Below are 12,772 nucleotides of genomic sequence, written 5' to 3'. Positions count from 1 at the left end.
CACCCCGGCATTGAGCAGAACAACCGGGGGCCGTGCTCAGGTCCACATCTTCCGGTCCAACGTGCGGTAGCCGATGGCTTCGAGGACGTTGTCAGCGATGATTTTTTCGTGACCGCCAAGATCGGCGAGCGTGCGGGCGACTTTGAGGATGCGGTCGTGGGCGCGGGCACTGAAGTTCATCTCTCCCATGGCATGTTCGAGGCAGCCGGCGGCTTCGCTGTCGAGTTCGCAGTGCTTTTTGATGAGGCGCGGTGTCATGGCGCTGTTGGTGTGAACGCCTGGGTGTTTGGCAAAACGCTCCTGCTGGAGCTGGTGCACGATTTCGACGCGTTTGCGGATGGGATCGGAAGCTTCACCGCCGTCGTGAGAGGCGAGCGCCTTGTAATCGACAAGCGGCACTTCGACATGGAGATCGATGCGGTCGAGAAGGGGGCCGCTGATCCGCTGGCGGTATCTTTGGATGATGGGCGGGCCGCAGCGACATTCGCGCTTGAGATCGCCGTAGTACCCACAGGGACATGGATTCATGGCGGCGACGAGCATGAACTGAGCGGGAAAGGTGACGGTGCCTGCGGCGCGGGAGATGGTGACTTTGCCATCTTCAAGCGGCTGGCGCAGGACTTCGAGGGTGCTGCGGCGAAACTCGGGAAGTTCATCGAGGAAGAGGACACCGTTGTGGGCCAAAGAGACCTCACCAGGACCGGGATTGCTGCCGCCGCCGAGCAAACCGGCATCGCTGATGGTGTGATGCGGCGAACGGAAGGGCCGTGTGGCAACGAAGGCGTTGGATTCGGTGAGAAGACCCGCAGCGCTGTGAATCTTGGTTGTTTCGATGGCCTCTTCCTCGCTCATGCCGGGCATGATGGTGGCGATGCGTTTGGCGATCATCGACTTGCCGGTTCCTGGCGGTCCGATCATGAGAATATTGTGTCCACCGGCCACGGCGACCTCGATGGCGCGTTTCGCATCGCCCTGGCCTTTGACGTCGCAGAAGTCGATGTCGTAATGCGAAGCGGCGGCAAAGAATTCGGTGGCCCTGCACGGCTCGGGGGCGATTTCGATCTCGCTTTTGAGGTAATCGACGGCTTCGCGCAGATTGGCGACACCTATGATGTCGATACCAGCGACAACGCTGGCTTCGGCGGCAACACGTTTGGGGACGAGCAGGCGTTTGCGGCCTTTCGCACGTGCTTGCAGCGCGACGGCGAGCAAGCCGCGCACCGGACGCAGTTCGCCATTGAGGGCAAGTTCGCCGATCATGGCTGTCTCACCGAGCATCTGAATCGGAATACGGGCTCGGTGGGAGATGAGGGAGATGGCGATGGGCAGATCGAAACCAGGGCCTTCTTTTTTGAGATCAGCCGGAGCGAGATTCACGGTGGTGACGCCATCGTTCATGATGAAACCGCTGCTGCTGATGGCGGCGATGACACGCTCGCGGCTTTCCTTCACTGAAGTGTCCGGCAGGCCCACGATGAACATTTTGGGATTGCCGCCCGCGTCGTGCGATTCGATTTCAATCTCGACAGCGTTGACGCCGACAAGCGTGGCGGAGTAGGTGCGGGCAACCATGTGCCTGCGAGTATGGGAGCGCGACGCCTAGGCCGCAAGAGACTATCTGCGAAGCAACAGCCCAAGCTTTACCGCCGCCGTGTCTTTTTGTTGGCGGGGAGGATGGCGCGGGCGCGGTCTTCGTCGTCGAGAGCAGTGGTATATTTATAGTTGAAGCCGTCGAGCTTCCGACGCTCGATCTTCTGGCCGATGAGGCGCTCGATGGAGGCGACGTTCATGAGTTCGTCGGCGGCGAAGAGAGTGAAAGCATCGCCCTCCTTCTGCGCGCGGCCGGTGCGGCCGATGCGGTGGACGTAGTCCTCGGAGTGCTCCGGCACCATGTAGTTGATGACGTGGGTGACACCGCTGACATCAAGGCCACGGGCAGCGAGGTCGGTGGCAACGATGATTTCGAAGTCGCCATTGCGGAAGCCCTGGAGCGCTCGCTCGCGGTCTTTCTGGCCGATGTCGCTGTGCATGACGGCGGCCTTGTACTCGCCGAGGCGGTCGATGGCGGCGTAGAGCTTGTCGGCCTGCACCTTGGTGCGGGTGAAGATCATGACGCTCTCGAAATGGGTCTGCTTCAGGATGGCAAGGAGCAGCTCCTCGCGCTGATCGCCGGCGACGGGATACATGTAGTGGCTGACGGTCTCGGCGGCGGAGAAGCGGATGCCGACCTCGACACTTTCGGGATCTTTGAGGGCGAAATCGGCGAGGTTCTTGATCTGCGGGGGCATGGTGGCCGAGAAGAACAATGTCTGGCGCGTGGCGGGCGTCTTTTCGACGATACGGCGTACGTCGGGCAGGAAGCCCATGTCGAGCATGCGGTCCACTTCGTCGAGAATGAGAACTTCAATGCCGCGCAGGTCGGCGATACCTTCGCCCATGAAGTCGAGCAGGCGACCCGGTGTGGCGACGACGATATCGACGCCTTCCTGGAGGCCTTTGCGCTGTTTTTCGTAGCCGACGCCGCCGTGGACGAGGAGTGCGCGCAGGCCGGTGTGCTTGCCGTATTTTTCAAACTGTTCAACGACCTGGGCGGCGAGCTCGCGCACGGGTTCGAGGACGAGGACACGGAATTTTCCAGGAGCGCCGAGACGTGTCAGCGTGGGCAGGGCAAAGGCGGCGGTCTTGCCGGTGCCGGTCTGCGAGGCACCGATCACATCGCGGCCTTGAAGAATGATCGGAATGGAAAGTTCCTGGATCGTGGTGGGCTTTTCGTAGCCCGTTTCACGTACGGCAGCGAGCACCGCAGGCGAGAGGCCGAGCACTTCAAAGGCCGCCGGGAACGGCCCTTCGGGCACTGGTGGTGGGGCAGGCGGAGCGACTGGGGCGTGATTTTCGCGGACGGGCTTGTCCTCACGCGGGCCGCGATCACGGGGTCCGCGTTTTTCATCGTGACCCCGGCCGCGTGGCGGGCGGTCGCCACGCTCAGGGCGGTCACGGCGGGGCGCGTGTTCACGCGGAGCATCATGCGGGCGTTTGTGCGCATGAATGGTGGCCGGATGATGCGGGTGGTCTTTCGCATGCTCTTTGGCCGGCACCTTGGCTGCATCCTTCTTTTTTCCTCCGCCAATGGCACGTTTCAGTCCTGCTTTGAAGCGACTGAAAAGGGAGGGTTTCTTCGGGGCGTGGTCGGGGCGGCGGGGGGTGGTCACAAGCGTGTCAGGAGGGATGGGCAAGGTCTATCGGCCATTTTGAGGGACAATGCAAACCCGCAGACAGAGGCGAGACGGCCTCACAGCTTCATCGCGTAATGCACCTGACGGGCGACCTCCTCGAAGCCGCAGCTCGGGTACAGGTGCTGGCCGATGGCGTTCGAGGCCATCGTTTCGATCTGCGCGAGCTTCATGCCCTGCGCGCGCATGTAATCGAGCGCGTGCTGGATCAGGCGGCGTCCAAGCCCCAAACCGCGGGCACTCTCCACCACCGCGATGTTTGGGATGCGTCCACGTGCGTTCGTATGATCAATGCGGGTGGTGATGTAGCCCAGAATCTCGCCACCACGCTCCGCCACGAAGCAACCCTCGCGACATTGTGCCACATCGTCATCAATGTGATCTGCTTTGCGTGCCTTCCAGTCTCTCCCGCCCCATAGGCCGAATTTGTGCTCCAGCATTTGTTCCAAAGCCACGCTGCCGAAGGACTCCACAGTGATCCGCCGGAGCTGAGGCAGGTCTTTGTCGTGATAGGGGCGGATGAAGAGCGGTGAATCGTCCATGGTGGGCAATAAGGGCGGAATGGATGGCGGCCCGGCCGGTTGAGCAAAGCATCAATCGTACAAATGGCACGAGTCTTGCGAAATAGAGAGATGAACCCCGTCGTTTAGGGGGTATAATTTAGTATTGCGAATATCTTAGTTTGTATCATTCTTGTAACACATGCTGTTTTTTAGCCGGACTTCTCAGAACTCTCAACCCACCGCCCGCCTGCTCAAGGTTGGGGCGTTCGTACTGCTGACCGGACTCCTCAGCCAATGCACCTCTTCTCCGAAAGGGGATGTCGTGGTCAGTGTGAAGGAGCAGAAGCTCGGCATCTACAGCCAGGGCAAGCTGACGAAACAGTATGTCATCTCCACCTCGAAATTCGGGCTTGGGGACCAGAAAGGCAGTTATCGCACCCCGGTTGGGCAGCATGAAATCATCGCCAAGATCGGCCAAGGACTTCCGGCGGGAGCCGTTTTGAAAAGCCGCCGCTGGAACGGCGAAGTGCTCAAACCCAACGCCCCGGGGCGCGATCCCATCGTTTCACGCATCCTTTGGCTGAAAGGGACGGAGAAGGCCACTAAGAACGCTGCCAACCGTTTCATCTACATCCATGGCACGACTGAAGAATGCCGCCTTGGCACCCCCGCCAGCTACGGCTGCGTGCGTATGGGCATGAAGGACGTAGTCGATCTTTTCAACAACGTGAACATCGGCGCCAAGGTCGTCATCACCAAAGGCGGCCTGCCCCGCGATGAAAAAGCGGCCGAGGCAGTCTATGCTGATGATGGTTCTCCTTCACTCATGGCTCCGGTCACAGGTGCTCAGCCGCTCGAAATCGCCAAGCTCGTGCCGACTGCTGGCGAGAAGAAACGTGCCGAGGAAAACGAGGCGAAGGCAAAGCAGAAGGCAGGACCAGAAAAGCCCGTCGCCAAGCCCAAATCCAAATCGCACTCTGACACCAAGGTGGCTGGCCAATCTTCGTCCAAATCAAAAGCGAAGGCCTGATGCGGCGCGGACTCAGCCGAGCCTGACTTCAAAATCGGGCAGAGACTCGAGCAACGCCGGATTCGTCTCCTGTTTCATGCGGCGCATGACTTCGAGATCCCGCGGGGAGATGACCACCCGCTGCTTGTGAATGCCGCTTTCGAAAATCTCACCCTCCACCCAGCGTGGTGAATCACGAAATGCGGCCTGGGAAGGAAAATAAACCGCTGTGCGGCCCACATTCTCATCAATCAGCTCCGACGCCGCTTTGCCCGTAAGATGACAAACGCCAACGACACTGCCCATCTCCACCGCACGCGCTGAAGCACAGCGATCCACGCGTTCGACGCCTAAAACCGTCTCCGTGGCACTCGGAACCAGCACCACATCCACTCCCCTGCCCCGCAGGCTCACGCTGATCTCGGGAATCTCGATGTCGAGACAGATAACGACCGCAAAACGCAGTCCGGCAAATTCCCAGAGGCGCAGTTCTGTGCCCGGCGCAAAATCAGACTCCCACGGCGTGAGATGCAGTTTGTCCTGATGCAGCAGTTGATCGCCCACGAGGATCGGGGCGCGATTTCGCAACGCACCAGACTCCACATCCCAAAAGGGTGCCGTGCCGAGCACCACGGCCTTGCCTGGACGAATCAGGAGGGAGCACAAAGTCGGAAACAGCTCGCTCCAGAACACTTCGGCCACACGTTTCAGAGATTTCGGCTCCACCAACGGCTCCAGGCCCATCCAGGTGAACTCCGGCAGCAAAACGATATCCGCGCCCTCACCCCACGAAGTCTCAACACACTCCACAACGACTGCCGCAAAAGCCGCCGGTGATTTCGCGACAACGCCGGGATCAAAGGTGCAGAGGTCGAGCGTGATCATACGCGTCACTCAACCTGCCCCTCACTTCCCGCAACCGCAACTCCCACCGCAGCCCGGCTTCTTGCGACGTTTGGCCGCACGAGCGATGAAAAGCGCCACGGTGACGATGATGACCGCGATGGCGGCGATGGATTGCCAGTTTTCGTCCATAAGCGTGAGTTCAGTAGCCCAAACCAGTGCCAATCTGGAAGATGAGCAGACTTAATAGATACGCCGTTCCGGTCATGTAGCCGAGCTGAAACATCGCCCATTTCCAACTACCGGTCTCGCGCTTGACGATGGCGATGGTGCTGACGCACTGCATGGCGAAGACGTAGAAGACAAGCAGGCTGATGCAAACAAGCGGGGTATAGACGGCGCGGCCATCGGGACGGCGTTCGGCGGCGAGTTTGTCGCGCAAGGGCTCGAGATTTTCGTCGTCCTCGCTCTCGACGGCATAAACGACGGACATGGTGGAATTGAAAACTTCACGCGCGGCGAAACTGCCGATGAGTCCAATGCCGATCTTCCAATCGTAGCCGAGTGGCGAGATGGCGGGCTCGATGAACTTGCCCGCGCGTCCGGCTAAGCTGTTTTCAAGCTGGAGTGCTTTGTCCTCGGTGTTGCTCTTTGGATAGGTTGAAGCGGCCCAAATGAGTATAGAGATGCCGAGGATGATCGTTCCGGCACGCACGAGAAACATACGCGCGCGCTGCCAGACATGCAGCAGGATGGATTTGAGCGCCGGCATCTTATAGGACGGCATTTCGAGAATCATGGGGCTGGCACTGCCTTTCATGACGAACTTGTTGAAGACCCAGGCAAAGAAAAAGGCTCCGAGCGTGCCAAGCGAGTAAAGTCCGAGCATGATCCCGGCTTGCACGAAGGCACCAACCTCGCCCACCGGGAACAGCACGCCGATGAGCAGCGAGTACACGGGCAGACGCGCCGAACACGACGCCAACGGAGCAATCAAGATGGTGATGAGCCGGTCCTTCGGGCTGTCGATGGTGCGCGCGGCCATGACGCCGGGAATGGCGCAGGCATACGAGCTGAGGAAGGGCAGGAACGATTTGCCGTTGAGGCCGACCTTGCTCATGGCCCAGTCCATGATGAAGGCCAGACGCGACATGTAGCCGGTGTCCTCCATGATGCCGATGAAGAAGAACAAGATCAAAATTTGCGGCAGGAAGATGACCACGCCGCTGACGCCTGGCACCACGCCGTTGACGATGAGATCGCGGAAATCGCCGGGAGACATCAAACCTTCCACCCACGCGCCAAGCTGGGCAAAGCCGGCCTCGATCCAGCCCATGGGGCCTTCGGCGACCTTGAAGATGAGGAAGAACAGCAACCCGAGCACGAGCAGCAGATTCACAAAGCCGAGCACGGGATGCAGCAGGATGCGGTCGAGCTTGGTGGTGGTGGTTTCGATCTCCTGGTCGGGCCGTTTCAAGACCTGCGCGCAGAGTTCCTCGATGCGGCGGTAGCGTTCGGCCACGAGCGCATCCTCCCAGCCGGGAAAATCGGCCTCCATGCGGCTGCGCAGCTCGTGAATGCGGCCGATTTGCGTGTCCGCGATGCCGTAGTGCGTGGGATCGTGATCGGAGAGCAGGTAAAGCGGCTCCAACAGACTGGAGCGCGTGTGAATGGCTCCCGCTTGGCGCATGGCATCACGGCTGTGCTCCAAGGCAGCCTTCACGCCTTCAGGCAGTGCGGCGTTCTGCCACTTGGGTGGTGTGATGTCTTCGCGACTGAGAGCGAGCTTGAGTTCGATGAGGCCCTCGCCGCTGACAGCGTTTGTTTTGACGACGAGAACACCGAGAATCTCGGTCAATTTGGCCGCGTCGATGCGCCACTCGCGTTGCTCGGCCACATCGGCCATGTTGAGCACCAAAATTGTCGGCAGGCCGAGTTCGAGCACCTGGCTGACCATGTAGAGATTGCGCTCGAAGTTGGCGGAATCGACCACGCAGACCACGCGGTCTGGACGCGGCGTTTCGGGCCGGCGGCCGAGCAAAACATCGCGCAGCACGGCCTCATCCGGCGAACGAGCGTTCAGGCTGTAAGCGCCCGGCAGGTCGATGAGGCGAAGTTTTTTGCCGTGCTGGGAATAGCACTCGCCGATCTTCTTCTCGACGGTGACGCCAGGGTAATTCGCCACTTTTTGCTTCAATCCCGTGAGCAGGTTGAAGAGCGTGGTTTTGCCCGAATTCGGGTTTCCCACGATGGCTATAAGAGGTGTCTCGGCAGCGGCGGCACTCATGCAGCGGAGATGGCGATAAAGGCCGCCTCGTGGTTGCGCATGGAAAGATGGGAGCCGCGCACACAAATCTCGATCGGCTCGCCCAGCGGAGCACGCCGGGTCACTTGGACACGGGTGCCGGGCACGATACCCATCTCACGCAGACGCGTGAGGCAGGAACGGCCGGTGGGCATGGCCTGAACGATGGCGCTGGAGCCAACGGGGAGTTCAGCAAGGGTGGCGGGCATGGGAAGGAAACGGTTCTGCAATTGAGACTCTGTCGCAAACTTTGAAGGGAGATTAACAAGAAGCGGGATTCTGGCAAATGCGGACTTGCGGCAGATTTTGCGCTGCCAGTTGCTGGAAACGGCCATATCTCGCACTTCGCCACGGCGGTTGCGCCTGGGGCGAAAGCCGCTAGTCTGCGCGCCCTCGAAATTATGTGGAAAGGCCGTTTTGCTCAGGAAACCAGCGCTCTCGTGCAGCGCTACGGAGAATCCGTGTCGTTTGACTGGCGGTTGTTCGCCCATGACATCGCCGGTTCCATCGCGCACTCGAAAGGGCTGCTCAAAGCGGGCATTTTGACCGCCGAGGAGCAGCAGAAGATCGAATCCGGGCTGCTGGAAATCCGTCACGAGATCGAAAAAGGAAACTTTGAGTTCAAGGAGTCGCTGGAAGACGTCCACATGAACATCGAGTCCGAACTGACCAAGCGGATCGGGCCAGCAGGCGCGAAACTGCACACGGCACGGAGCCGGAATGACCAGATCGCGACCGATGTGCGGCTTTACTGCCGCTCGGCGATTGATTCGATCCTCCAACACACCCGCGCGATGCAGGCAGCGCTGATCGAATGCGCCGAACGTGGCAACGATGCAGTGATGCCGGGCTACACGCATCTGCAACGTGGGCAGCCAGTGCTCTTTGCTCATCATCTGCTGGCCTATGTCGAGATGCTGGATCGTGATGCGGCACGTCTGGCCGACTGCCGGAAGCGGCTCAACGTGATGCCGCTGGGCTCTGGCGCTCTCGCTGGCAGCACGATCATCCTCGACCGCGAATTCGTGGCGCAGCAGCTTGGTTTTGACGGCGTGACGCAGAACTCAATGGATGCGGTCAGCGACCGTGATTTCGTCGCGGAGCTGCTGTTCGCGATCTCCTTGCAGGGCGTGCATCTGTCCCGCCTGAGCGAGGATGTGATCCTGTGGGCGAGCGCGGAATTTGGTTTTGTGACGCTGAGCGATGCGCACACGACGGGTTCGTCGTTGATGCCGCAGAAGAAGAATCCCGACGTGGCGGAACTCACGCGTGGCAAGTCGGCGCGGCTGATTGGCAACCTCATGAGCATACTGACGCTGCTCAAGGGCCTGCCGATGACCTACAATCGCGATTTGCAGGAGGACAAGGAGCCGCTGTTTGATTCCATCGACACGATCTCGATCGCCCTCGAAGTTTTCACCGAAATGATCAGCGGCATGGACGTGAACCGGGCCAAAACGACCGCCGCAGCGAGCGATCCAATGCTGCTGGCGACGGATCTGGCCGATTATCTCGTCAATCACGGCGTGCCGTTCCGTCAGGCCCATGAAGTGATCGGCAAACTCGTTGCTTACTCGATTGAGCAGAAGCGAGGGTTTGGCGAAATGAAGCTGGAGGAGTTCCAACGCTTCTCGCCGGCCTTTGCAGCCGATATGACGGCCTGTTTGAACCTCGAAACCGCCATGATCGCACGGAAGGGCATCGGCGCCCCCTCACCGCAGAATGTGAAAGCCCAACTCGCGCGCTGGCGTGCGGCTTTGAACGCGTAACTGGCATGCAGATCCCGGACTTCGATCTCTACACTCCCGGAGCCGAGCCTGGCTGGCGGAAGACGCGCAGTGAAATGACGTTTGAAAATCCGCATGTGAGTGTGGAGCGCGCGTGGTTCACCACGCCGAACCGCCACGAAGAAGTGCCGTGGATGGTGGTGCAACGAAAGGCCGCCGTGGCGATTGCGCCAATGCTGGAAGATGGGCGGTTCGTGATGGTGCATCAGGAACGCCTGCCGGTGATGCAGACCATGTGGGAGTTTCCGGCCGGGCAGATCGACACGGAAGTCACCCGCGAATCGATCATCTACACCGCGTTGAACGAACTACGCGAAGAATGCGGCTGCGCCCTGGACAACGAGCACGGCACGCTGGAGCCGCTGGGCTGGTATTTTCCTTCGCAAGGTTTCACCGATGAGATCGTTTATCTTTTCACGGCGAAGCCCGTGTGTGTCGTCAGCCGTCCGGAACCGGATGGAAGCGAGCACATCAGCGACGTGCGGTTGGTCAGCGCGGGAGAACTGCGTGGGATGATTGCTGCCAATGCGATCACCAACGCCCTGACGCTGGCTCTCTACGCGCGGATCGCGGCCCAAGGACTGCCGTAGTCCTATTGCATCCGCAACCCCCTTCCCTTTTCACTCCCATGTGGTCCGGCATCCTTCAAAAAGTCTTCAAAGTTCGCGAAAAAGTCGCCCTCAATCTCGGCGGCAAAGGCGATGAGGAAAAACCGTTCCTCGAACATCTCGAGGATCTGCGCACGATGATCGTGCGCATCGTGATGACGCTGGTGATTTCCACCATCATCACGTTTGTCTTCTACAAGGAGCTGTTCAAAGGCATCCTCTACCCGCTGGTGCTCTCCGGTCTGGTTAAATCGCTGGAAGAAGCACAGGGCTACCTCATCAACACCGGCGTGGCCGGGCCGTTCATGATGGCGATCAATGTCTCGCTCATCGCCGCAGTGATCATTTCCTTCCCGCTGCTGCTGATTTATCTGCTGCAGTTCATCCTGCCCGGACTGAAGCCGAAAGAGAAAAGACTGCTGTTTCCTGCCATCGGCATCGGCACGGGGCTGTTCCTCGGCGGAGCCGCGTTCGCCTACTGGGTGGTGTTGCCGAAGGCGCTGCTGTTCTTCGACCAGTTCGCCGAGAGCCTGGGGGCGAAGCAGATGTGGGAACTGAGCGAGTACATCACCTTCTCCACACGTTTCATCCTGGTCTTCGGCATTTCATTTGAGCTGCCAGTCATCGTGATGGCGCTCGTGAAGCTCGATTTCCTCAACTTCAAGCTCATGAAGTCCACCTGGCGTCATGCGCTGGTGGCCATCACCCTCTTTGCCGCTGTCATCACGCCGACACCGGACGTGCTGACCCTGATGCTGATGTCCGGGCCGCTCTACGTGCTCTATGCCATCTGTGTCTGGCTGGCTTACATCTTGGAGAAAAAAGACCGCGCCGCCTTCCCCGAATACTACGCCGAAATCGAGAAGGACGAGAAGGAGCTGGAGCAGTCCACCGGCGACGACTGGGACAATGAAAACTACAATCCTTGGTCGTCCGCTGATGACGAGGACGATACGAAGGCCGATTATCAGGCTCCTGCCGCCACGCCGTCCGCGCCGCCACCCGAAGTCGAAAAACCCGAGGAGGAATACCTGGGCGAAGACCAAAGCTCGCAGATGCCTGATGAAGATCCGGCCAACGCGCCGACCCGGGAAATGACCCTGGAAGAACTGGCCCGCGAGGATGAGAAGCGCTCCGGTGATGCGCCGAAGTAAGTCGGGTATGAAGTTATGAGTGAGGGGTTAGGCGTGCTGGCGCACAGCACGCTTAACTCCAACTCTTTGACTCATTTCTCCTGCGCACCTTCGCAATCGATCACCAGCAGGCAGGGAGCATCGGCCTGCACATCGAGTTTGCGCACGAGCAATCGTGCCAGATAGGCCTTCCCCCATTCGGTCTCACGATCCAGAAATCGTCCGAGGGGTGTGTCGCGCTCCACGCAGGCGACGAAGTGCGGATCGCTGTTGGCAGAGACTTGAACGTCGAAGGTGAGGTATTTGGGCCGCAGCTCAGCCGGAATGTCCAAACCGTGGCTGGGCCTCAGGCCGACGTGGAACCAGGCGGCCTCAGCGTCCTGCTGGTTCATGAAGGAGGCCAGCGTGGCCGCGTGCGTTTCAAACAGCAGCGGCCAGTGGATGCGGCGCTTGCCATCAGCGCCGGTCTCGAGACGAATGAGCGCCCCGTTGGGGCATTTCGAGGTCACCACCTTAAACAACGGCGCGGGCTGCCCGCCTGGCACGAATAGCGGCATGCCGGGAATGCGTGCGAGCAGGCGCAGTTCTATTTTTCCCGCCGCTGCCGCTCCAAACTGCGCTTCGATCTCGGCGCTGTGTTTGCCTGCGTCGTGTATGCACGCCGCGCGGCGCTCCGGGGTGTCGGCGGCGAAGAATTCCGTGACCAATGCCTTCACGTCAGCGGAGATGGCCGTGATATCCGGTGGTTCCACCCAAGCATGGGCGGTTTCCGTCCTGGCGACGATGGGAGTCTGGCGAATTTCCGCCATAACCGGCGGCGGTGATGCCGCGGCTGATTTCGAAATAGCCGGTGCGTTGGCCTGATCCCACCACAGCCAGACGGCGGCTCCGCAGACGACCAGAAACGCCAGCATGATGAAGGCACCGCGCCACGACGAGGTGCGCAGGTGCGGCAGAGTCATGTTTTCCTGTGAAGGTGGAGGCGGCGGCGCGCCCGTCGGCATGAGCGCCTGCGAATGCTGCAACGTGGCGCGTGCAATGGATGCCGTGGGAGTTTGCACCGGCATCGTCTGCCCGCCCGGCCAGGCCGCCGGTTGTGGCGCAGTGTTCTGGGGCGGCTGAAACACGGGAGCCGTCATGTTTTGCAGCGGCTGGGTCTGGGAGACACGCCGCCGCACCTGCATCACCCCAGCCACCTGGGCCTGGGTGCCAAAGTGCCCGCGCGGCGCATTATGCGCGCAGTGCGGGCACTGCGCCATGCCCTCCATGCTCTGCTGCACGGAGAGAAACGCCTGGCCGCAGGCCGGACAGATCAGGCTGGCGGTGATGCCGGGATTCATCGTGCGCAAAACCT

12 protein-coding genes are annotated in these 12,772 nt (G+C 60.3%); 4 read left to right on the top strand and 8 right to left on the bottom strand.

Going from position 1 to position 12,772, the window contains the following annotated elements:
• Window positions 1-36: 36 nt before the first annotated feature.
• The 3 genes from U1A53_RS11285 to U1A53_RS11275 all read right to left on the bottom strand — a co-directional run bounded on the left by U1A53_RS11285 (window position 37) and on the right by U1A53_RS11275 (window position 3,772).
• On the bottom strand, window positions 37-1,572 hold the full coding sequence (locus U1A53_RS11285; protein WP_322280950.1) for a YifB family Mg chelatase-like AAA ATPase: 1,536 nt from the start codon (window positions 1,570-1,572) through the stop codon (window positions 37-39).
• A gap of 68 nt (window positions 1,573-1,640) precedes the next feature.
• Window positions 1,641-3,209, bottom strand: a complete 1,569-nt coding sequence (locus tag U1A53_RS11280) for a DEAD/DEAH box helicase (RefSeq protein ID WP_322280949.1) — start codon at window positions 3,207-3,209, stop codon at window positions 1,641-1,643.
• 80 nt (window positions 3,210-3,289) lie between these two features.
• The gene (locus U1A53_RS11275; protein WP_322280948.1) at window positions 3,290-3,772 is read right to left on the bottom strand and encodes a GNAT family N-acetyltransferase; all 483 of its coding nucleotides are present in this window, start codon (window positions 3,770-3,772) and stop codon (window positions 3,290-3,292) included.
• Between the two features lie 160 nt (window positions 3,773-3,932).
• On the opposite strand from U1A53_RS11275, the gene U1A53_RS11270 reads away from it, so the two are divergent.
• Window positions 3,933-4,763, top strand: a complete 831-nt coding sequence (locus tag U1A53_RS11270; protein WP_322280947.1) for a L,D-transpeptidase family protein — start codon at window positions 3,933-3,935, stop codon at window positions 4,761-4,763.
• 12 nt (window positions 4,764-4,775) lie between these two features.
• On the opposite strand, the gene U1A53_RS11265 is transcribed toward U1A53_RS11270, so the two are convergent.
• The 4 genes from U1A53_RS11265 to U1A53_RS11250 are packed head-to-tail and all read right to left on the bottom strand — an operon-like array spanning window position 4,776 to window position 8,099.
• Window positions 4,776-5,627 carry a nitrilase-related carbon-nitrogen hydrolase gene (locus tag U1A53_RS11265; protein WP_322280946.1) on the bottom strand — a complete coding sequence of 284 codons (852 nt, stop codon included), beginning with the start codon at window positions 5,625-5,627 and terminating at the stop codon, window positions 4,776-4,778.
• A gap of 21 nt (window positions 5,628-5,648) precedes the next feature.
• The gene (locus U1A53_RS11260; RefSeq protein ID WP_322280945.1) at window positions 5,649-5,777 is read right to left on the bottom strand and encodes a FeoB-associated Cys-rich membrane protein; all 129 of its coding nucleotides are present in this window, start codon (window positions 5,775-5,777) and stop codon (window positions 5,649-5,651) included.
• 10 nt (window positions 5,778-5,787) lie between these two features.
• Window positions 5,788-7,872 (bottom strand): ferrous iron transport protein B, encoded by a 2,085-nt coding sequence (feoB, locus tag U1A53_RS11255; protein WP_322280944.1) that lies wholly within the window; start codon window positions 7,870-7,872, stop codon window positions 5,788-5,790.
• Complete coding sequence (locus U1A53_RS11250; protein ID WP_322280943.1) at window positions 7,869-8,099, bottom strand: FeoA family protein; 231 nt, start codon at window positions 8,097-8,099, stop codon at window positions 7,869-7,871. The genes feoB and U1A53_RS11250 overlap by 4 nt, the downstream gene beginning before the upstream one ends.
• 192 nt (window positions 8,100-8,291) lie before the next feature.
• Here U1A53_RS11250 and argH point away from each other — a divergent pair, with 192 nt between their 5' ends.
• From argH to tatC, 3 genes are read left to right on the top strand one after another with little or no spacing between them, the layout of a single operon-like run.
• A complete protein-coding gene (gene argH / locus U1A53_RS11245) occupies window positions 8,292-9,659 on the top strand; it encodes an argininosuccinate lyase (RefSeq protein WP_322280942.1) in 1,368 nt (455 codons plus the stop codon).
• Window positions 9,660-9,664: 5 nt separating this feature from the next.
• On the top strand, window positions 9,665-10,267 hold the full coding sequence (locus U1A53_RS11240; protein WP_322280940.1) for an NUDIX hydrolase: 603 nt from the start codon (window positions 9,665-9,667) through the stop codon (window positions 10,265-10,267).
• 38 nt (window positions 10,268-10,305) lie between these two features.
• Window positions 10,306-11,439: a twin-arginine translocase subunit TatC gene (gene tatC, locus U1A53_RS11235; RefSeq protein WP_322280938.1), complete on the top strand. Its 1,134-nt coding sequence runs from the start codon at window positions 10,306-10,308 to the stop codon at window positions 11,437-11,439.
• 71 nt (window positions 11,440-11,510) lie between these two features.
• Here the strand turns inward: tatC and U1A53_RS11230 are convergent, their stop codons facing one another.
• A complete protein-coding gene (locus U1A53_RS11230; RefSeq protein WP_322280937.1) occupies window positions 11,511-12,758 on the bottom strand; it encodes a hypothetical protein in 1,248 nt (415 codons plus the stop codon).
• Between the last annotated feature and the right edge of the window lie 14 nt (window positions 12,759-12,772).

The organism is Prosthecobacter sp. (assembly GCF_034366625.1).
Classification (GTDB): Bacteria; Verrucomicrobiota; Verrucomicrobiia; order Verrucomicrobiales; family Verrucomicrobiaceae; genus Prosthecobacter.
This window is presented reverse-complemented; position numbering and strand designations above follow the sequence as displayed.